Raw genomic sequence first — 19,317 nt, 5'->3', positions numbered from 1 at the left:
GGACGGTAGTATCTCCTATCTGCGCCATAGGCCCGCCCCAGACCGTTATCCCGTGGTTTTGCTCCAATGGACCCCCATTCGGAAAGTTTGACCGCACAAAAACGGAAACTTTGAAATCCTCACCACAGGGGTTCGCATCGGCGTTGCATGCGGCGCGGAGGGGTGGTACGTTCCCCCAACGTATAACAACATGGAACCTCCGATCTACAGTCCGAAGGACAGCGGCGCGGGCAAGACCAACGTCCCCCTCCGGGGGTTGGCGTTGTGGCTGCTGCTGCTGGCGCTGTTCCTGACGGTATACCAGATGTTCTCGCAGCAGCAGGAGCGCTACGAGCGCGTCCCCTACAGCCCGGACTTCGTCGAACTGGTGAACCAGCGCCGCATCCGCAAGGCCGAGGTGATGGTGGAGGTGTCCGGCCTGCACTACGTCCGGGGCGAACTGCTGGACACCGACGCCCGGACCCGACGGCCCAAGCGGTTCCGCACCGAGATCGTCGTCGGCGACGACCTGATCCGCTTCCTCCGGGATAACGGCGTGCCGTTCGAGTTCAAGACCCAGAACCCGTACATCTGGCAGCTCGTGTCGAGCGTGGCGCCGTTCCTGCTGGTGTTCGGCATCATCTACTTTTTCTTCGTGCGGCAGATGCGCATGGCCGGGCGCGGGGCCATGAGCTTCGGCAAGAGCCGGGCCCGCCTGATGAGCCGCGAGCGCAACAAGGTGACCTTCGCCGACGTCGCGGGCATCGACGAGGCCAAGGAGGAGGTCCAGGAGATCATCGAGTTCCTGAAGGACCCGAAACGGTTCCAGAAGCTCGGCGGGCGCATCCCGAAGGGCGTGATCCTGGTCGGCCCGCCGGGCACGGGCAAGACCCTGCTGGCCAAGGCGATCGCCGGCGAGGCCCAGGTTCCTTTCTTCAGCATCAGCGGCTCGGACTTCGTCGAGATGTTCGTCGGCGTCGGCGCCAGCCGCGTGCGGGACATGTTCGAGCAGGGCAAGAAGAACGCGCCGTGCATCATCTTCGTGGACGAGATCGACGCCGTGGGGCGCAGCCGGTTCAGCGGGATCGGCGGCGGGCACGACGAGCGCGAGCAGACGCTCAACGCCCTGCTGGTGGAGATGGACGGCTTCGACACCCAGGAGGGCGTGATCATCATTGCCGCGACCAACCGGCCGGACGTGCTGGACCCCGCCCTGCTCCGGCCCGGCCGCTTCGACCGGCAGATCATCATCGACCTGCCCGGCCTGGAGGGCCGCGAGGCGATCCTGCGCATCCACTCCCGCCGCGTGAAGCTCGCGCCGAACACCGACCTGCGGCGGATCGCCCGGGGCACGCCGGGGTTTTCCGGGGCGGACCTATCCAACCTGATCAACGAGGCGGCGCTGCTGGCCGCGCGCCAGAACCTCGATGCCGTCACGGAGCGCGAGCTGGAGGAAGCCCGCGACAAGGTTCGCTGGGGCCGCGAGCGGCGCAGCCGCGTGCTGGACGAGAAGGAGAAGAAGCTGACGGCGTACCACGAGGCCGGGCACGCCATCCTGCTGCAGCTGCTCGAGGAGTGCGAGCCGCTGCACAAGGTGACCATCATCCCGCGCGGCGCGGCGCTCGGCGCGACGATGCAGTTGCCGGAGAAGGACCGCTACACCGAGGGCCGGGCCAAGCTGCTAGCCACCCTCGTGGGCATGATGGGCGGGCGCACCTCGGAAGAGCTCGTCTTCGGCGACATCACCACCGGCGCGCATAACGATCTCAAGCAGGCGACGCACATCGCGCGCATGATGGTGACCGAGTGGGGCATGAGCGAGAAGATCGGCCCGCTGAACTTCGGCCAGCGCGAGGAACTGCTGTTCCTCGGCCGCGAAGTCTCCCGGACCAACGAGATCAGCGAGGAGACGGCCCGGCAGATCGACGAGGAAATCAGCCGGATCGTCCGCGAGGCCCACGACAAGGCCCTGGGCATGCTCCGGGAGAACCGCGCCAGCCTGGACCGCGTGGCCCAGCTGCTGCTGGAGCGGGAGACGCTCGACGGCCGCGAGGTCGCGGAGATCATCGAGCACGGCCGGATCCTGTCCGAGGCCGAGCGCGCGGCGCCGGGTACGCCCCCGCCGAGCCCTCCCGCCTGATCCGCCGGGGGCCCGGCCATAGCGGAAACCGGGACATGAACGAGCAGCCGACACTCCTGTGGACCGCGCGGCGCCGCCGGTTCGAACTCGGCCGGCGCACGCTCGTCATGGGCATCCTGAACGTCACGCCCGATTCCTTCTCCGACGGCGGCCGGTTCCTCGACCCGGCCCGCGCCCTGGAACAGGCCCGGCGGATGATCGCGGAAGGGGCCGCCCTGCTGGACATCGGCGGCGAATCCACACGGCCGGGCGCGGCGCCCGTGCCGGCGGAGGAGGAAATCCGGCGCGTGCGGCCGGTGATCAAAGCCATCCGTTCCGAGAGCGACATCCCCCTCTCCATCGACACCACGAAAGCGGCGGTGGCGGAAAGCGCCCTCGAGGCCGGAGCGGACATCGTCAACGATGTCTCCGCCCTGTCCGCGGACCCGGAGATGCCCGCCGTGGCGGGCCGGTACGGCGCGGGGGTGATCCTGATGCATATGCAGGGGACGCCGCGGACCATGCAGGCGAACCCGCGGTACGAGGACGTGGTCCGCGAGGTCCGCGATTACCTGGCGGGCCGGATCGCCGGCCTCACGGCGGAAGGACTGGCCCCGGAGTCGCTCGCCGTGGACCCCGGCATCGGGTTCGGCAAGGCGCTGGAGCACAACGTGGCCCTCCTGCGCCGCCTGGACGCGCTGGCCGGGCTGGGCCGGCCGGTGGCGGTCGGGCTCTCCCGCAAGAGTTTCCTGGGCCGGATCACGGGACGCGAGGCGGGAGAGCGGCTCGCGGGCGGGCTCGCCGCGACCGCCTGGGCGATCTCGCGCGGGGCGCACCTGATCCGCACGCACGACGTAAAGGAGACTTGCGATGCGGTCCGCGTCGTGGATATGTTGAGGCAGGAAAGCCCAACGTGAATTTCCTGCACCAGATCCAGTGGCCCGGCTGGACGGGCCTGCTTGAAATCGCCCTGTTCGCGGTCGCGTTTTATTACGTGATCATGTTCTTCCAGGGCACGCGCGGGGTGCAGATCCTCTTCGGGCTGGCCGTGGTGCTGGGCGTGATGATCGTGCTGACCCGGGTGCTGCGCCTGGACACGGTCAACTGGCTGGTCGCGCGGGCGTCGATCTACCTGGCGGTGGCGCTGGTGATCATCTTCCAACCGGAGATCCGGCGCGCGCTCGCGGAGCTCGGCAAGCCGCATGTCTTCGCCTCCCCGGCGGCCGAACGCACCGTCGTGGAGCACATCGTGCAGGCCGCGCTGATGCTCTCCGAGCGGAAGATCGGCGCGCTGGTCGCCGTGGAGCGCGAGATCGGCACGCGGGCGGTGCACGAGACCGGGGTGCGGATCGACAGCGTGGTGACGCCCGAACTCCTGGCGAGCATCTTCTACCCCCACACGCCGCTGCACGACGGCGGCGTGCTGATCCGCGGCAACCGGCTGGTCGCCGCGGGCTGCATGTTTCCGCTGTCCGCGCGCGAGGAAATCAGCAAGGCGCTGGGCACGCGGCACCGCGCGGCCGTCGGGTTGACCGAGGAGACGGACGCCCTGGTGGTCGTCATCTCGGAGGAGACCGGGACGATTTCCGTGGCTTACAAGGGTCGGTTGAGCCGCGGCCTGGACGAGGAGCGGCTGCGGCGGATGCTCTCGGCGGTGCTGCTCAAGGGGCCCCGGCCGCAGAGCCGCATGGGGCGCGTGAAGGAGCAACTGGACCTCACGCCGGAGGGCGTGGCCAAGACCGACGCCGCCCGGCAACAGGAGGCCCGCCCGAATGCCTAGCTGGGCGACCAGGCTTTTCGAGATGCTCCGGCGCAACTGGGGGGGCAAGCTGGCGGCCGTGGTCCTCGCCACGGTGACGTGGTACGGCATCCAGTCCGTCATCAACTTCGAGGCGCGCATCCGCGAGGTGCCCGTCGCACTGCGCCTGCCCGAGGGCTGGGCCGTGCTGGACCAGTCGGTCGCCGCCGTGGACATCGTGTTCCGCGGCTCCGAGGAGGATATCCGCTTCCTGAACCGCGACCAGGTCAAGGTCGAGATCGACGTGAGCCCGCGGGCCCTGAACGGCACCAACCCGCCCGCCCGGCTGAAGATTCTGCCGCGGCACATCAACGCGCCGAACACGGTCCGCCCGGTCCAGATCCGGCCCAACGAGATCGCGGTGAACCTGGACCGCCAGGAGGAGAAGGTCGTGCCGGTCAAGGCGGATTTCCAGGGCGCGCCGGCGGACGAATTCGAGGTCGAACGCTGGGTCTGCACGCCGGCGACGATCACCCTGGCGGGGCCCCGCAGCCGGCTGCAGAAGATCGAGTCGGTCCCTACGGCCCCGCTGGATATCGAGGGCCGCACCAAGTCGTTCCGCAAGCCGCGCGTCCCGGTGCAGGTTCCGCCGGAAACCATCCTGCTGGAGCCGATCCCCGGCCAGGTCTCCGTGGACGTGACCATGGGCGAGCGCACGAGCGCCGAGACCTGGACGGACGTCGCCGTGGGGGTGCTGGCCCGGCCGGGCGCCCGCGAGCGCCTGTCCGTCGAGCCGCCGTCGATCTCCCTGTCCGTGCGCGGCCGCGCCGAACTGCTGAAAAAACTGGACGCGCGCGACGTGCGGGTGTATGCGGACGGCTCGGACGTGGAGAAGGCAGGCACCTATGAATTGCCGCTGCGGGTCCACGTGCCGCCCGGGTTGACCGTGGTCAAGATGGATCCGCCCGTGGTCACGGTGACGTGGGGAGAACCGTAATGCATGCATGGCGCCAAACCCTGAAGGTCGTCGCGGGGGCGTGGCTGCTGGCCGGGTTTTGCGCCGGCCCGGCGGACGCGGACCTGATGATTTTCGCCTTCGCCAGCTGGGCCAAGGCGGCCGAGCCCGCGGCGCCCCCGGACGCGCCGCCGCAGGAACCGGCGCAGACCCGCGAGGCGCTCCGCGAGATCAACCGGCGCCTGGACCAGGCCTACGGCAACATGAACCGGGGTCGCATCCAGGACGCCCTCGCCCAGCTCCGCAGCGTGCTGAAGTTAGACCCCAAGAACCACCGCGCCCGGTTCGGCCTGGGTAACATCATGATCCAACTTCAGCAGTACGAGGAAGGCCGCGACATCTTCGAGGCCCTCGTCGCGGAGAACCCGGGCGACTACTCGCTCAAGAACAACCTGGCCTGGCTCTACGCGACGGCCAAGGACAACCACATCCGCAACGGGGCCCGCGCCCTGGAGCTCGCGCAGGACGCGCTGCTCCTGGCCCCCAAGGATTACCACGTCTGGAGCACGCTGTCGGAGTCCTACTACATCCTCGGCCAGTACGCCCGGGCGGAGCGCGCCGCCCAGATCGCCTTCGACCTCGCCGCCGCGGAACGGGGCACCGAGCGCAACATCGCCGAGTACCGGCGCCAGATGGAGAAATGCCGCCGCGCCGCCGAGGCCATGTCCATCATCGAATGAAGCCCGCCCTTCTTCGAATCACGGTGCTGCTCGCCCTGGCCGCCGGGATCCCGGCCCGGGGCGGGGACCCGGCCGCCGCCCCGGCTCCGCCCGTGTGGAAGGACGGCGTCGCCGTCCTCGGGTCCGTGCGCGTCGATCCCTCCACGCGCACGGTCCTGGCGACCGGCTGGGTCAACCAGGTCTCCGGGGCGATCGAACTGCTGGCCTGCGGCAAGGGCGGCAAGACCCATGAGAGCGTCTTCGTCCTCGACGTGCATCCGCTCGACCTCCAGACCGGCCTGCTGCTGCTCGGCCTGCAGCCCGGCACGCCCCCCGCGGGGCTCGGCCAGCCGGGGGCCGCCGGCCCCGTCCTGGATATCCGGGTGGACTGGGAGATCAAGGGGAAGCGCCGCTCTCTGCCGGCGGAGCGGTTCCTCCTGCACGTGGGGCGCAACAGGCCCCTGAAAAACACCCCCTGGCTGTTCACGGGATCGGCGATCGAGGACGGGGAATTCAAGGCCCTGGCCGAGGAAAGCCTGGTGGCGACCTACTGGGATCCGTGGGCCATCGTCAACATCGGCGATGCCGTCGGCGCCGACGACGAGATCCTGGCCGTGAACAAGAAGGCCGTGCCGCCGCTCCACACGCCCATCACGATGCGCTTCCGGGTCCGGGACGCGCGGCGCTGACCGGGCCGCCGGAAATGCCCGCTTGCAAGTCGCGCCCGGATGGGGAATCTTGGGGCTCCAACGAAAGGTTCCGGACATGGAAGAACAGGTCAAGGCCTACATCGAGCAGATTCGCCCGTACATCCAGTCCCATGGCGGCGACGTGGAATTCGTCGCCCTGCAGGGACAGGTGGTCAAGCTCAAGCTCCTCGGCGCGTGCCGCGGCTGTCCCGGGGCCTTGATGACCTTGCATCACGGCATCGAGGCCCAGCTCCGCGAGGTCGTCAACCCGGACCTGTCGGTCGAACGGGTGGACTGAAGATCAGCCGGCGGGCAGGCGCGGAAATTTTCCGTCGAGGGCGTTTTTGGCGATCTCCAGGGCGTCCGGCGCGAAATCGCCTTTCAGCATCCACTTGAGAAACCCGGGGTCGTTTTTAGCCATATCGGCCAGCGTCACGCCCTGTTTCTTTCCGAAATTGATCACCACCTCGCCGTTGACCCACCGGAACCGGCCTGTGCGGTCGACCCATTCCGGGTGGCGCGGATTGCAGAACTCGTCCAGCGCCTGCAGGTCGCGGGGCAGGTCGGCGTAGCGCTCGAACTGCCCCTCCAGCACGCGGACCGTGGCCTGGACATCCGCCATGGCGTCGTGCGCGTCGAGGTGCATCTCGCCGCAGTAGTAGGCCAGCGCGGCGGGGAGGTCGCGGGGGACCTTCTTGTGGAAAATCCGCTGGGCGTCCAGCACGCGGCGATTCTGCATGTCGAAGACCAGCCCCGCGCGGGAGAACTCCTCGGTCAGCAAGGGGATGTCGAACCCCAGGATGTTGTACCCGGCCAGGTCGCAGTCCTTGAGGACGTCCATCACGCGCGGCGCGACCTGCTGGAAGGTCGGGCAGCCCTTCACCATCTCGTCCGTGATGCCGTGGATCGCCGTCGCGTCCGGCGGGATCGGCCGCTCGGGATTCACGCGGAAGGTGCAGGATTCCGTCCGGCCGTCCGGCCAGAACTTGACGACCGCCAGGTCGATCAGCCGGTCCGCCTTTTTGTTGATTCCGGTCGACTCGATGTCGAAGACGGCCAGCGGCCTGTCGAGTTTCAGTTTCAGCATGGGTGTGCTCCGCGCCTCTCTTTTCCCGGGTTCCGGCGGCGGATGCAACCTTTTTCGGCCCCGCCTGCGGGATTGACACCACCGGGCCGGCCCCCTAGAGTGTCCGCCCGTCCGGTTGTGGGTCCGGCCGGGAAAGCGGCCTGATGTGCCGGAATAATAAGGAGATTCAGATGGACACGACCCTGCTCTACCTGTCGCTCGGCGCCGGGATCCTGGCGCTGGTCTTTGCCTGGTGGAAGACCGCGTGGATCTACAAGCAGGAGCCCGGAACGGAAAAAATGCAGGCCATCGGCGCGGCCGTCCGCGAGGGCGCCATGGCGTTCCTCTCCCGCGAATACAAGGTGCTGGCCATCGTGGTCGTCGTCGTGGCCGCGCTGCTGGCGTGGTTGAACCAGGGGGCGGTCAAGCTCGTGGCGGTTTCCTTCGTCGTGGGCGCGCTCTGCTCCGGCGTGTCGGGCTTCTTCGGGATGCGGGTGGCCACGGCCTCCAACATGCGCACGACGAACGCCGCGCGCAAGGGACTGGCCTCCGCCCTCCAGGTCGCCTTCTCCGGCGGCGCCGTCATGGGCATGTGCGTGGTCGGGCTCGGGCTCGCCGGGATCTCGCTGCTGACGATCGTCTTCTTCAAGAAGTTCGGCGTGACGGCCTCGTCGGACGTGGAGACGCTCCGCGCGACGGTCCTGCCGATCATCACGGGCTTCTCCATGGGCGCCAGCTCGATCGCCCTCTTCGCCCGCGTGGGCGGCGGCATCTACACGAAGGCCGCGGACGTCGGCGCGGACCTGGTCGGCAAGGTCGAGGCCGGGATCCCCGAGGACGACCCCCGCAATCCCGCCGTCATCGCGGATAACGTCGGCGACAACGTCGGCGACGTCGCGGGCATGGGCGCGGACCTCTTCGAGTCCTACGTCGGCGCGATCGTCAGCGCCATGGTGCTGGGCGCCACCGCCCTGGTCACCTCCGCCGACAAGCCCGTCCTGAATCTCGTGCTCCTCCCCCTGGTCATCGCGGGCGCCGGCATCGTGTTCTCCGCCATCGGCACGTTCTTCGTCCGGACGCGCGAAGGCGGCAACCCGCAGAAGGCGCTCAACACCGGCACGATCGGCGCGGGGCTCATCATGGCCATCGTCTCCTACTGGATCGTCAAGGCCATCGCCCCGGCGACCTTCGAGCTCACGGCCATGACCCTGCGCGGCGGCGTGGTGGAGACGTTCCAGGAGGTCTACACGGCGACCGGCATCTACTGGGCCACGATCGTCGGCCTGGTCGCCGGCGTGATCATCGGCCTGCTGGCCGAGTACTACACCGCCGAGGGCAAGGGCCCGTCCAACAGCATCGCGGACGCGGCGGAAACCGGCGCGGCGACGAACATCATCGCCGGCCTCGGCGTGGGCATGCTCTCGACGGCCCTGCCGGTCCTCGTGCTCGGCGCGGCCATCATCCTCACCTACCGGATGGCCGGGCTGTACGGCATCGCCCTCGGCGGGCTCGGCATGCTGGCCACCACGGGCATCCAGCTGGCCGTGGACGCCTACGGCCCGATCGCCGACAACGCCGGCGGCCTCGCGGAAATGTCCGGCCTCGAGAAGGAAGTCCGGCAGCGGACCGACAAGCTCGACGCCGTCGGCAACACGACGGCCGCCATCGGCAAGGGATTCGCCATCGGCTCCGCCGCCCTTACCGCCCTCGCCCTCTTCGCGGCCTTCCGCGAAACCGTGAATCTCCCGGTCATCGACGTGACGGATCCGAAGGTCATGGCCGGCCTGCTGATCGGCGGCATGATGCCGTTCCTCTTCTCCGCCTTCGCCATGACGGCCGTCGGGCAGGCGGCCTTCGCGATGGTCGAGGAGGTCCGCCGCCAGTTCAAGACGATCCCCGGCCTGCTGGAAGGCAAGGAAGGCGTGAAGGCCGACTACGCCCGGTGCGTGGACATCTCCACGGCGGCGGCGATCAAGAAGATGAGCGTGCCGGCCCTGCTCGGCATCCTGACGCCCGTCGTGGTCGGCTTCGTGTTCGGCAAGGAAATGCTCGGCGGCCTGCTCGCGGGCGTCACGGCCTCGGGCGTGCTGATGGCCCTCTTCATGTCCAACGCCGGCGGGGCGTGGGACAACGCCAAGAAGCACATCGAGGGCGGCACGCACGGCGGCAAGGGCTCGCCGGCGCACAAGGCGGCCGTGGTCGGCGACACCGTCGGCGATCCCTTCAAGGACACCGCCGGCCCGTCGCTGAACATCCTCATGAAGCTGATGAGCGTGGTCGCCCTGGTCATCGCGCCCATCCTGAAGGCCGTCAGCCCGCTCCTGAAGTAGGGATCGGCCATGCGGACAAAGGGGCCGGGCGTGGCGCGATACAGCGGCGCCCGGCTCTTTTGTTTAGCGCTGGCGCTGTGGGCCGGCGCCGCGCGGGCCGACGATCTCGCCCGCCGCACGGTGGTCGTCGCGAACCGGCGGGTGCCCGAGTCCCTCGAACTGGCCCGCCACTACCTGCAGGTCCGCGGCATCCCGGAGGATCACCTCTGCGCCCTGGACCTGCCCGCCGGCGAGACCCTCCTGCGCGAAGTGTACGAGGTCCGTCTGCGGGACCCGCTGCTGGCCTTCCTGCGCGAACGCCGCCTGATCGAGCAGGCGCGCCGGCCCGCGGACTCCGTGCGCCGCCACGAAAGCGAGTGGCAGACCCTTTCCTCCTCGGTGCGCTACCTGGTCTGCATGTACGGCGTGCCCGTGCGCATCACCGACACCCGCTGGCGGATCGGCGAGATCGTCGCCAACCGGCTGCGGCGGCTCGATCTCAAGGACGCCGCCGCCGTGGATTCGGAACTGGCCCTGCTGCTCCACGCCGCCCACCCGATCCGCGGGCCGTACACGAATCCCCTGTTCAACCAGATGAGCGAGGCCGACGCGCCGGCCTCCGCGTCCCGCGTCCTGATCGCCGCCCGGCTGGACGGCCCGGACCCGGCCACGGTCCGGCGCATGATCGACGACGCCGCGGCGGCCGAGCGGCTCGGGTTGAGCGGGCGCGCCTACGTGGACCGGCGCGGCATCAAGCGGGGCGGCTACGCGATGGGCGATTACTGGCTGGCCGAGGCGGCGGAGCGTCTCGCCCGGGAAGGCCTCGAGGTCGTCGAGGATGCCGCGGAGCCCGTCTGGGGCCCCGCCTTCCCGATGGAGCACGCGGCCTTCTACCTGGGCTGGTACGCCGAGCACGTGTCCGGCCCTTTCCTCCGGCCCGGGTTCCGCTTCGAGCCGGGCGCCGTGGCCTATCACATCCATTCCGGCAGCGCGGCGATCCTGCGCACGGCCTCCGAGCACTGGGCCGGGCCGCTGCTGGCCGCCGGGGCGGCGGCGACGATGGGCTGCGTGGGCGAACCGCTGCTCAACTGGACTCCGTACCTGTCGATCTTCACCGATCGCCTGTGCCGCGGGCTCACGTTCGGCGAGAGCGCCTATCTCGCCCAGCCGGTCCTCTCGTGGCAGGTCACCGTGATCGGCGACCCGCTCTACCGGCCGTTCCTCCGCCCGGCGGAAACGCAGGCGGAGCACGAGGAGGGCCCGGGGTGGGCCCGCGTCCGCGTCGTCAACCGGCTGGTGCGCGCCGGCCGCTTCAACGTGGCGCTGGGGCTCTGCCGGCGCTGGATCGCGGAAACCGGCAGCCCGCTCCTGAAGGAAAAACTGGCCGAATTGTACGCCCGCAACGATCTCTACGCGGAGGCCATCGCGGAATACCGGGCCGCGGCCGAGCAGGCCGCCACCGCGGAAACCGCCGTGCGCTCCGGCGCGCTCGCGCTCCGCATCCTCCGGGCGCTGGACCGCGGCCCGGAAGCCGATGCCCTGGAGCGGGCGCTGCGCGAGCGCTGGAAGGACAGCCCGGTGCTGCCGTGGCTCGAATCCGGCCGCGTGGATTCCCTTCCTCCTGAACCCCGAACCCCGAACCCCGAGCCCTGAACGCCGGTCCCCGATGTTCTTCGACACCCACGCCCACTTCGACATCTTCCCGGCCCCCGCGGAGCGGCGGGCCGTCCTGGCGCGCGCGGCCGCGGCCGGGGTCGCGCGGATCGTGGCCGTCGGCGGATCGACGGAACTGAACCGGGCCGCCCTGGCGGCGGCGGCCGAGGCGCCCGCGCAGGTGCTCGCCTCGCTCGGGTTCGACCGGGACCAGGCCTGCGCCACGCCGGCCCTGGCCGTCCTGGAGGATGATCTCGCCCGGCCCGGCGTCGTGGCGCTCGGCGAGATCGGCCTGGACTATCACTACGAGCCGGAAACGGCGGCGGCCCAGAAGGCGCTTTTTGCCGCCCAGTTGGAGATCGCCTGCCGGCGCCGGCAACCCGTCATCGTGCACAGCCGCGAGGCGGACGCGGACACGCTGGACCTGCTGCGCGAGCACGCCGCCGCGTGGCGGGGCGATCCCGAGCGGATCGGGGTGCTCCACTGCTTCACCGGCACCGCGGACTTCGCCGCGCGGCTGATCGACCTGGGCCTGATGATCAGTTTCAGCGGCATCCTGACGTTCCGCAACGCCGGCCCGCTGCGCGAAGTGGCCCGGGGCCTCCCGGCGGACCGGCTGCTGATCGAGACCGACACGCCCTTCCTCGCGCCCGTACCGCACCGCGGCCAACGCAATGAGCCTGCCTGGGTGGTGCCCGTGGCCGAGGCGCTCGCCAAAATTCGAAATGACAGCCTCGAACGCATCGCGCATAGTACCACGGCGAACGCGGAGAGGCTTTTTCTCGGAGCAAAATCATGAAAGACGGCAGCGGCATGCGCCACGCCATCGGCGTGGATTTCGGCGGAACCTTCATCAAGATGGCCCGGGTCAACGAACGCGGCGAGGTCGAGGCCCGGGCGAAGATCCCGACGAAGGAGGCCCCGGGGCTGGACGGCTGGCTCGACGCCGTCGGCCGCGGCCTGGAGCAGTTGAAGGACAAGACGGCTTCCGCGGACGCGCCCCTGGCCGGCCTCGGCGTCGGCGTGCCCGGGTTCGTGGATTTCGAGCGCGGGTTCATTTACGACCTGGCGAACGTGCCCGGCTGGACCAACGTTCATCTCGCGCCGAGGCTGGAGGAGCGGTTCAAGCTGCACGTCCGGGTGGACAACGACGTCAACGTCATGGCCCTGGGCGAATGCACCTACGGGGCCGGCCGCGCCTACCAGCACGCCGTGTTCGTGACCCTGGGCACCGGCGTCGGCGGCGGCATCGTCATCAACAACCAGCTCTACCGCGGGGCCTATTCCATGGCCGGCGAGATCGGGCACGTGTCGATCCGCATGGACGGCATCAAGTCCCCGCAGGGGCGCGGCGGCCTGGAGCAATACGTCGGCAACCGGCGCCTGGTGGAGCGGGCCGCGCAGGCCCTCCAGCAGGGCCGCGCGTCGCTGATCCGCGACCTCGCGGGAGGGGACCCGGCCGCGATCACGGTCGAGCTCATCGCCCGCGCGGCGAAACAGGGCGATGTCCTGGCGCTGGAAATCTTCGACTTCATGGCCGACTGCCTGGCGGCGGCGTTCGCGTCGGTGGCTTACGTGATCCAGCCCCAGGCGTTCATTGTCGGCGGGGGCGTGGCGCAGAGCGGTCCGGTTCTGTTCGATCCCCTGCGCCGGCACCTGTCCGAGCGGTTGAGCCCGGTGTTCGCGGAGCGGATCGTGATCAAGCCCGCGGAACTGGGCAACGACGCCGGCGTTATCGGCGCGGCGACGCTGGCCATGATGGAATAAAGTTTTTTCCGCGACGCACTCCTGGCCACATCCCGCGGACGGACCACTCGCCCCGCCAGAGCATTTCCACACCTTGCAAGGTGTGGAATGCTTTTTTCAGCCATTCAAGAAGCTTGATGGCCAAGCATAAAGGCCCGGCCCACGATCGGAACGGACGGTCCCCCGCGGGGCGGCAGAGGCATGAAGGATTTCGGCTTGGAACGCCCGCGCTTCCGGCTGGGCGGCATGTTCGGCGGCTCCCCGGCGCGCTGGATCAACTGGTTCACGTTGACGATCATCTGCTCGAACCCGCCCTGCGCGGCGATCAGGAGCGATTGCTTCGGCAGGATTTTGACCTCGGCGGCCAGGGCCACGCACACGCCCAGGAAAAGTCCGCGCACCAGGTTGAACTCCATCCGGACGATCGAGTAGTACAGGATGTAAAAGGGCAGCAGCAGGCATAACACGCCCTGCACCCAGCTCTCGTAGAAGGCCACGACCAGGACCGTGACCATGGCCAGGCCGGAGACGACGGACCGGACCACCGGATACCCGTCCGCCAGCCACTCGGGGCCGAGCCCCTCGGCCACGGCATGCTGCCAGCCGACCAACCCGCCCCCAACCAGGAGCAGGATCACCCAAAGCCAGAGGCCGGTGGATTTCCGGACCTGGGTCCGGGCCTTGTGCACTTCGCCGAGGACCGAGTCGGTCTCCTTCGCCGCCACGGCGCGCGCCAGGACATCCACGTCCATTTCGCGGCCCGTCAGGCCGGTCTTGGATTCGCGCTCCTGGAGGCGAATCTTAAGCGGGGCCGCCTCCTCCTTCCGCTCCGGCATGCACAACGCCGCACCGCAGGCCGGGCAGGTCAGCGCCTCCACGGACACAAACTCGGAAACGGCGGTTTCCTTCCCGCACTGGGCGCATTTCAGTTGAATATCCGCCACGGCCGCCTCCTTACCCGTCTCCACGATCGTCCGGCTCGCTCTCTTCCACGGACTCGCCGGCCACTTCCACGCGCCGGACACGCAGGCTCGTCCGGTGCCGCCCCGGGAAGGTCTGCACGTCCAGGTTCTGGATCAGCCACAGGTCGCGCACCTTCTTGAAGCTCTTCACCTCGACCAGGCGTAGCACCTCGCCCCCCGTGTCGTAAGCCGCGGCCTGGAGCATGATGCGTATGCGCGGCTCGATCCAGAGCCGGACGCCGGCATAGTTCCCCGGCTCCCCGGGCGGCGCCGGGATATCCACAATATAGCACATGCGGCCCTTGATCTTCTCCATGCCGACCGTGCGGCCGCCCGGCCACCAGAGGAAGGACAGGCTCAAGTCCACCCAGCTGATGTCGGTCCCCTCGATCGGCCGGTACAGGTCCGGCAGCGCCGCCTCCGCGGGCGGGTCGCCCCGCCGATACCCGTAGGCCGGGCGACCGGGCTCGGACCAGCTCAAGCGGAGCGCTTCCCGGCCGGCGCCAAACGCGTCGCGGATCAGGTAGTCGGCCGTCGGCGGCCGGCCATACCAGTCCAGCTTCATCTCGGCGTTCAACACGCCCTCGATCACGCCGCGCCGGTCCTTCGATTGCAACTGCGCGTGGATCACCACGGGGACGTCGGGCAGCCCGGCCACCACGCCGCGGACCAACTCACCGGCATCCGGCCAGGAGGCCTCCGGCTGAAGGAGCGGGCCGTCGTCCATCGCGGCCCGCGCCCCGAGCACGCCGCAGGCCAGCAGGACCATCCCCGCGGCGCGCCGGATCATGCCTCCCCCCGGCGGGCCGGTCCCAGCGCCGCGCGCAGGGCCGCCTCCGCGTTTTCCACGAAGACGAACTTCATCTTGCGGCGGATCTCGGAGGGCACGTCCTCCTGGCTTCGCCGGTTCCGGGCGGGCAGGATGATCCGCCGGATGCCGGCGCGCGACGCCGCGAGGACCTTTTCCTTGATGCCGCCGACGGGCATGACCTTGCCCCGCAGGGTGATCTCGCCGGTCATGGCCACGCCCGCCTGCACGGCCCGGCCCGAAAGCAGCGACACGAGGGCCGCCAACATCGTGATGCCCGCCGAGGGGCCGTCCTTCGGGATCGCGCCCGAGGGGACGTGGATATGAATGTCCGTGCTTTTCAGCACGTCGGCCGGCAGGCCCAGCTTCCGCGCGTTGGCCCGGACGTAGCTCAACGCCGCCTGCGCGGATTCCTTCATCACGTCGCCCAGCGAACCCGTGAGCGTCAGTTGGCCGCGCCCCGGCATGCGGGTCGCCTCGATGAACAGGATGTCGCCGCCGGCCCACGTCCACGCGAGGCCGGTCGCGATGCCGGGCTCCAACTGCCGCTCGGCCATCTCGGCCTCGAAAAGCCGGGGCCCCAGCAACCCGTGCAGCGCCTCGGGAGACACCGTCCTGGAGCCCCGGCGGCCCTCGGCCACGCGTCGCGCAGTCTTGCGGCAGATCGCCGCGATCTGCCGCTCCAGGTTCCGGACGCCCGCCTCGCGGGTGTATTCGCCGATGATCCGCTGCAGCGTTGTCCGGGGCAGCACCGCCTGCGCGCGCTTGAGCCCGTGCGCGGCCACTTGCTTCGGCACCAGGTACTTGGCCGCGATGTGGATCTTCTCGTTCTCCGTGTACCCGGGCAGTTCCAGGGTCTCCATGCGGTCGCGCAGCGCGGGCGGCAGCGGATCGACGAGGTTCGCCGTGGTGATGAACAACACGGAGGAAAGATCGAAGGGCACATTGAGATAATGGTCGGTGAAGGAGGCGTTCTGCTCGGGGTCGAGCACCTCCAGCAGCGCGGCGGACGGGTCGCCGCGGAAGTCCTGGCCCAGCTTGTCGATCTCGTCGAGCATGAAGACCGGGTTGCGGGAGCCGGCCTTGCGCAGGCCCTGGATGATCCGGCCCGGCAGGGCGCCCACGTAGGTGCGGCGATGCCCGCGGATCTCCGCCTCGTCCCGCATGCCGCCGAGCGACATGCGTACGAACTTGCGGCCGAGCGCCCGGGCGATGGACTGGCCCAGCGACGTCTTGCCGACGCCCGGCGGCCCGACAAAGCACAGGATCGGCCCCTTCAGGTCCTTCTTCAACTTGAGCACGGACAGGTATTCCAGGATGCGGTCCTTGACCTTGGCCAGGTCATAGTGGTCCCGGTCGAGCACCGCGCGCGCCCGGGTGATATCCAGCACGTCTTCCGTGGCCGCGGCCCAGGGCAACTCCGTGAGCCAATCGAGGTACGTGCGGATCACGCCGTATTCCGGCGACGCGCTGGGGATCGTCAGCAGCCGCTCCCGCTCCTTGTGGGCCGCCTCGAGGGCCTCCGGCGGCAGCTTGGCGGCGGCGATCTTCTTCTCGATCTCCTGGCCCTCCATCTGCTGCTGGTCCTTTTCGCCCAACTCCTGGCGGATGGCCTTCATCTGCTCGCGCAGGAAAAACTCGCGCTGGGTCTTGGCGAAGTTCTCGCTGACCTTGTGCTGGATCTCCGTGCCCATCCGCAGCACCTCGAACTCGCGGTTCAGCAGCGTGGTCAGGCGGCTCAAGCGGCCCTTGACCCGGTATTCCTCGAGCAGCGCCTGGCGGTCCTCCAGGGACATGTTGAGGTGCGAGGCGATCAGGTCCGTCAGCGCGCCCGGCCCGTCGACGTTGAACACGGCGATCTTCAGCTCCTCGGGCAGCGTGGGCGAGAGAGTGATGATCTCCTGGAACTTCTGCGAGGCGTTGCGCGCCAGGGCCATGGTTTCGACGGAATCCTCGACCTCGTCCTTGAGGATCGCGTGGTAGGTCTCCAGGTATCCGGGGTTCTCGTGGGGCCGCGCCAGGCGGCAGCGCGAGAGGCCCTGTACGAGGATCCGCACGGTCTCGTCGGGAAACTTCAGCATCTTGATCAGCCGGGCCACGCACCCGTATTCGTAAAGGTCCGTGAACCCGACGGCGTCGTCCGACGCCGCCCGGCTCTTCTGGAGGACGGTGATCAGCAGGCGCGGCCCCCCGGTGACGGCGTCGATCAGCCTCGTCGACTTGGGCGTGTTGACCACGAGGGGCGCGACCATGGACGGGAACAGCACCAAGTCGCTCATCGGCAGCACGGGCAGCACCGGCGGGAACGAATTCGTGCGCTCCCCGTTCTGCGGCTCCGCCGGAGGAACCGGGGCGGCCCCGCCGGGTTCGGGCGTTTCGCTCATGGCTCGCTTTCCGTGGTGACGGTGATCTTCTGCCCGCTCGACTCCCGGGCGCGGGGGAGCTTGATCGTGAGGATGCCGTTCTGCATCCGGGCCGCCGCCTGCTCCCCGTCCACGGCGAACGGGAGCTCGAGGGTCCGGCGGAAGGCCCCGTACTCGATCTCCATCTGGCGGAACCGGTAGCCGGCGGCGCTCTCGCCGCTGTGCGGGTCGCGGCGGAGCCCCTCGACATGCACCACGCGGTTTTCGAGGACGATGTGGAGGCTCTCCGCCGGCACGCCGGCCAACTCCATCTTGATCACCACGTCGTCCGCGCTCTCGTACACGTCCGTGTTGGGCGACCAGGCCCCCGCGCCATGAGGCTCGAGCGTGTGGTCGGACAGGCCGGTCAGCTTCCGCTGGATCTGCGCCCACTGCACCAGGATATTGCGGGTCATACGTACCTTCCCGTCGCCGGGCACGTCCCGGGCAACAGCCTACAGATACTCCCGGAAGGACCCCCGCTCAAGCCGCATTTGGACGGCCTCACGGAGTCCCCGGGCCCAAATCCGCGTGTAAGAATTGCGGTCACTGGGGCAATCCCTGCGCACGGCGCCGCCTTTGCGGCTCGCGTGGACGCTCGCCCTCCATAACGCTGTCTATACCATGCAGATAGGTTCCTCGCCTGGAGGGCGAGCGTCCCGCGAGCCGTGACCGCCAAGGAGAACCTGCGCGGGAGGGCATGGGGTCGAAGATCCTTGCGCGCGGATTTGGACCAGGCGGCCCGCCTTGACCTTATACCCCCATGGGGTATATTGGGGCGCCGGAGGATCCGATGAAAAACTTGAAGACGCGGCACGAGGAGAATCTCGGGTGGCCGGTCCGAAGCGAGGCGTGAGTATGACGCGGACGCCCTGGCGAAATGCCGCGGTCCTGCTGCTGTCGGTGGGCGGCGTCGTGGCGCGCGGACAGGCGGGCGCGGGGGACTGGCCGGGCCCGGAGGACGGCGCCACGCTGGATCAATACCTGGAGAGGGCTTTCCGCGAGAATCCCGGGTTGAAGGGGGTTCGCCAGGAGTGGCAGGCCGCCGTGGAGCGTGCGACGCAGGCGGGCGCCCTGGACGATCCGCAGTTGTCCTTCGAGCAGTTTGTCGAGCAGAAGGACGTGCGCTGGCAGGTCGCGCTGACCCAGGCGATTCCCCTGTTCGGCCGCCGCGGGCTAATGAAAAAGGAAGCCGCGGCGGAAGCCGAAGCGGCGAGCCATGAATTCGAGGCGGCCCGGCTGGATCTCTACGACCGGGTCAGCCGGGCCTTTTACGACTATCACCTGCAAGGCCGCTCCCTCGCCGCGCTGGAGGAACACGAGCGGCTGCTCGCCGACCTGGAGCACGTGACCCGGGCCCGGTACGAGGCCGGCACGGCCCGGTTCGCGGACGTGACGAAGGCGCAGGTGGAGCGGGAACGGACCTCCAGCGAAGCGGCCGCCCTGCGGGACGAGCGGCGTCTCCGGTCGGACCAACTGGCCGCCCTGCTGGACCTGACCGTGTACGAGCCCCTGCCCTGGCCGAAGACCTCTCCATCGGCCCCCGCGCTTCCGGACGACGCCGTGTTGTTCGGCCTGATCGACGACCTCAACCCGGAGCTGAAGGCGGCGCAGGCCCTGATCGAAAAAAATCGATATACCGAAAAGCTGGCCCGGCGGGTCGGCCTGCCGGACCTGATGCTGGGGGCCGGGGTCATGAGCATGCCGGGCATGGAGGGAGGCGGGGACGAGTACGACGCCTCGCTCATGGTGGGCATCACGCTGCCGTGGTGGCGCGGGAAGAACGCGGCGCGGAGGCGGGAGGCCGCGGCCCTGGCGGAATCGGCCCGGAACCGGAAGGCCGATCAGCGCAACGCGCTCACGGTGGAACTGCGCCGGGCGATCGTGATGCACCGGGACGCCGCGCGCCGGGTGGCGCTGTTCCGGGATTCGCTGATCCCCAAGGCGGAGCAGACCTATGAGGTCGTCCGGCAGGATTTCGTGGCCGGACGGACGGACTTCATGGACGTCGTGGACGCGCAGCGGACGCTGCTCGATTTCCGGCTGTCGTACGAGCGCGCGCTGGTGGATTTGGAACTGGCCGTGGTGGAGATCGGCTGCTGCATCGGCAAATACGGGGCGGAGCTTCAGGAGACGCTGGGGACCCCCGCGCGCACCGGCCCCTGAAGGAGC

At 69.2% G+C, this 19,317-nt stretch carries 17 protein-coding genes; 12 read left to right on the top strand and 5 right to left on the bottom strand.

Annotated elements, in window-relative coordinates; translation table 11 throughout:
• Positions 1 to 190: 190 nt before the first annotated feature.
• From ftsH to KA248_04075, 7 genes are all read left to right on the top strand, one after another.
• On the top strand, positions 191 to 2,119 hold the full coding sequence (ftsH, locus tag KA248_04105) for an ATP-dependent zinc metalloprotease FtsH (GenBank protein MBP7829081.1): 1,929 nt from the start codon (positions 191 to 193) through the stop codon (positions 2,117 to 2,119).
• 35 nt (positions 2,120 to 2,154) lie between these two features.
• Entirely contained in the window at positions 2,155 to 3,015 is an 861-nt protein-coding gene (gene folP, locus KA248_04100; GenBank protein MBP7829080.1) for a dihydropteroate synthase, read from the top strand.
• Positions 3,012 to 3,878 carry a diadenylate cyclase CdaA gene (cdaA, locus tag KA248_04095; protein ID MBP7829079.1) on the top strand — a complete coding sequence of 289 codons (867 nt, stop codon included), beginning with the start codon at positions 3,012 to 3,014 and terminating at the stop codon, positions 3,876 to 3,878. The genes folP and cdaA overlap by 4 nt, the downstream gene beginning before the upstream one ends.
• The gene (locus KA248_04090; protein ID MBP7829078.1) at positions 3,871 to 4,833 is read left to right on the top strand and encodes a hypothetical protein; all 963 of its coding nucleotides are present in this window, start codon (positions 3,871 to 3,873) and stop codon (positions 4,831 to 4,833) included. Before cdaA ends, KA248_04090 begins: the two co-directional genes overlap by 8 nt.
• On the top strand, positions 4,833 to 5,531 hold the full coding sequence (locus KA248_04085) for a tetratricopeptide repeat protein (GenBank protein ID MBP7829077.1): 699 nt from the start codon (positions 4,833 to 4,835) through the stop codon (positions 5,529 to 5,531). The genes KA248_04090 and KA248_04085 overlap by 1 nt, the downstream gene beginning before the upstream one ends.
• Positions 5,528 to 6,199 (top strand): hypothetical protein, encoded by a 672-nt coding sequence (locus tag KA248_04080; protein MBP7829076.1) that lies wholly within the window; start codon positions 5,528 to 5,530, stop codon positions 6,197 to 6,199. Before KA248_04085 ends, KA248_04080 begins: the two co-directional genes overlap by 4 nt.
• Before the next feature lie 76 nt (positions 6,200 to 6,275).
• Entirely contained in the window at positions 6,276 to 6,497 is a 222-nt protein-coding gene (locus tag KA248_04075) for a NifU family protein (GenBank protein ID MBP7829075.1), read from the top strand.
• Between the two features lie 3 nt (positions 6,498 to 6,500).
• Here KA248_04075 and KA248_04070 read toward each other — a convergent pair whose 3' ends face one another.
• Positions 6,501 to 7,286, bottom strand: coding sequence for a 3'-5' exonuclease (locus KA248_04070; protein MBP7829074.1), 786 nt, complete (start codon positions 7,284 to 7,286; stop codon positions 6,501 to 6,503).
• A gap of 170 nt (positions 7,287 to 7,456) precedes the next feature.
• Between KA248_04070 and KA248_04065 the strand changes: the two genes are divergently transcribed.
• Genes KA248_04065 through KA248_04050 form a run of 4 tightly spaced genes read left to right on the top strand, consistent with a single transcriptional unit; the run spans position 7,457 to position 12,994 of the window.
• Positions 7,457 to 9,595: a sodium-translocating pyrophosphatase gene (locus KA248_04065; protein ID MBP7829073.1), complete on the top strand. Its 2,139-nt coding sequence runs from the start codon at positions 7,457 to 7,459 to the stop codon at positions 9,593 to 9,595.
• Positions 9,596 to 9,604: 9 nt separating this feature from the next.
• A complete protein-coding gene (locus tag KA248_04060) occupies positions 9,605 to 11,227 on the top strand; it encodes a TIGR03790 family protein (protein MBP7829072.1) in 1,623 nt (540 codons plus the stop codon).
• Between the two features lie 13 nt (positions 11,228 to 11,240).
• On the top strand, positions 11,241 to 12,026 hold the full coding sequence (locus KA248_04055) for a TatD family hydrolase (GenBank protein ID MBP7829071.1): 786 nt from the start codon (positions 11,241 to 11,243) through the stop codon (positions 12,024 to 12,026).
• Positions 12,023 to 12,994 carry an ROK family protein gene (locus KA248_04050; GenBank protein ID MBP7829070.1) on the top strand — a complete coding sequence of 324 codons (972 nt, stop codon included), beginning with the start codon at positions 12,023 to 12,025 and terminating at the stop codon, positions 12,992 to 12,994. The genes KA248_04055 and KA248_04050 overlap by 4 nt, the downstream gene beginning before the upstream one ends.
• A 104-nt stretch (positions 12,995 to 13,098) precedes the next feature.
• Here the strand turns inward: KA248_04050 and KA248_04045 are convergent, their stop codons facing one another.
• Genes KA248_04045 through KA248_04030 form a run of 4 tightly spaced genes read right to left on the bottom strand, consistent with a single transcriptional unit; the run spans position 13,099 to position 17,561 of the window.
• Complete coding sequence (locus tag KA248_04045) at positions 13,099 to 13,917, bottom strand: hypothetical protein (GenBank protein MBP7829069.1); 819 nt, start codon at positions 13,915 to 13,917, stop codon at positions 13,099 to 13,101.
• Positions 13,918 to 13,927: 10 nt separating this feature from the next.
• Complete coding sequence (locus KA248_04040; protein ID MBP7829068.1) at positions 13,928 to 14,725, bottom strand: outer membrane lipoprotein-sorting protein; 798 nt, start codon at positions 14,723 to 14,725, stop codon at positions 13,928 to 13,930.
• Positions 14,722 to 17,127, bottom strand: coding sequence for an endopeptidase La (gene lon / locus KA248_04035; GenBank protein ID MBP7829067.1), 2,406 nt, complete (start codon positions 17,125 to 17,127; stop codon positions 14,722 to 14,724). The genes KA248_04040 and lon overlap by 4 nt, the downstream gene beginning before the upstream one ends.
• Positions 17,124 to 17,561, bottom strand: coding sequence for an Hsp20/alpha crystallin family protein (locus KA248_04030; GenBank protein ID MBP7829066.1), 438 nt, complete (start codon positions 17,559 to 17,561; stop codon positions 17,124 to 17,126). The genes lon and KA248_04030 overlap by 4 nt, the downstream gene beginning before the upstream one ends.
• A gap of 436 nt (positions 17,562 to 17,997) precedes the next feature.
• Here KA248_04030 and KA248_04025 point away from each other — a divergent pair, with 436 nt between their 5' ends.
• A complete protein-coding gene (locus tag KA248_04025) occupies positions 17,998 to 19,311 on the top strand; it encodes a TolC family protein (GenBank protein MBP7829065.1) in 1,314 nt (437 codons plus the stop codon).
• The last annotated feature ends 6 nt before the right edge of the window (positions 19,312 to 19,317 follow it).

Source organism: Kiritimatiellia bacterium, assembly GCA_018001225.1.
Taxonomy (GTDB): Bacteria; Verrucomicrobiota; Kiritimatiellia; order CAIQIC01; family JAGNIJ01; genus JAGNIJ01.
This window is presented reverse-complemented; position numbering and strand designations above follow the sequence as displayed.

Excerpts from the sequence above, each read along its gene's own strand:
- KA248_04080 (MBP7829076.1), top strand. The coding sequence starts at position 5,528 with ATGAAGCCCGCCCTTCTTCGAATCACGGTGCTGCTCGCCCTGGCCGCC.
- lon (MBP7829067.1), bottom strand. The coding sequence starts at position 17,127 with ATGAGCGAAACGCCCGAACCCGGCGGGGCCGCCCCGGTTCCTCCGGCG.
- KA248_04065 (MBP7829073.1), top strand. The coding sequence starts at position 7,457 with ATGGACACGACCCTGCTCTACCTGTCGCTCGGCGCCGGGATCCTGGCG.
- folP (MBP7829080.1), top strand. The coding sequence starts at position 2,155 with ATGAACGAGCAGCCGACACTCCTGTGGACCGCGCGGCGCCGCCGGTTC.
- KA248_04075 (MBP7829075.1), top strand. The coding sequence starts at position 6,276 with ATGGAAGAACAGGTCAAGGCCTACATCGAGCAGATTCGCCCGTACATC.
- KA248_04060 (MBP7829072.1), top strand. The coding sequence starts at position 9,605 with ATGCGGACAAAGGGGCCGGGCGTGGCGCGATACAGCGGCGCCCGGCTC.
- KA248_04040 (MBP7829068.1), bottom strand. The coding sequence starts at position 14,725 with ATGATCCGGCGCGCCGCGGGGATGGTCCTGCTGGCCTGCGGCGTGCTC.
- KA248_04050 (MBP7829070.1), top strand. The coding sequence starts at position 12,023 with ATGAAAGACGGCAGCGGCATGCGCCACGCCATCGGCGTGGATTTCGGC.
- KA248_04070 (MBP7829074.1), bottom strand. The coding sequence starts at position 7,286 with ATGCTGAAACTGAAACTCGACAGGCCGCTGGCCGTCTTCGACATCGAG.
- ftsH (MBP7829081.1), top strand. The coding sequence starts at position 191 with ATGGAACCTCCGATCTACAGTCCGAAGGACAGCGGCGCGGGCAAGACC.
- KA248_04055 (MBP7829071.1), top strand. The coding sequence starts at position 11,241 with ATGTTCTTCGACACCCACGCCCACTTCGACATCTTCCCGGCCCCCGCG.
- KA248_04030 (MBP7829066.1), bottom strand. The coding sequence starts at position 17,561 with ATGACCCGCAATATCCTGGTGCAGTGGGCGCAGATCCAGCGGAAGCTG.
- KA248_04085 (MBP7829077.1), top strand. The coding sequence starts at position 4,833 with ATGCATGCATGGCGCCAAACCCTGAAGGTCGTCGCGGGGGCGTGGCTG.
- KA248_04090 (MBP7829078.1), top strand. The coding sequence starts at position 3,871 with ATGCCTAGCTGGGCGACCAGGCTTTTCGAGATGCTCCGGCGCAACTGG.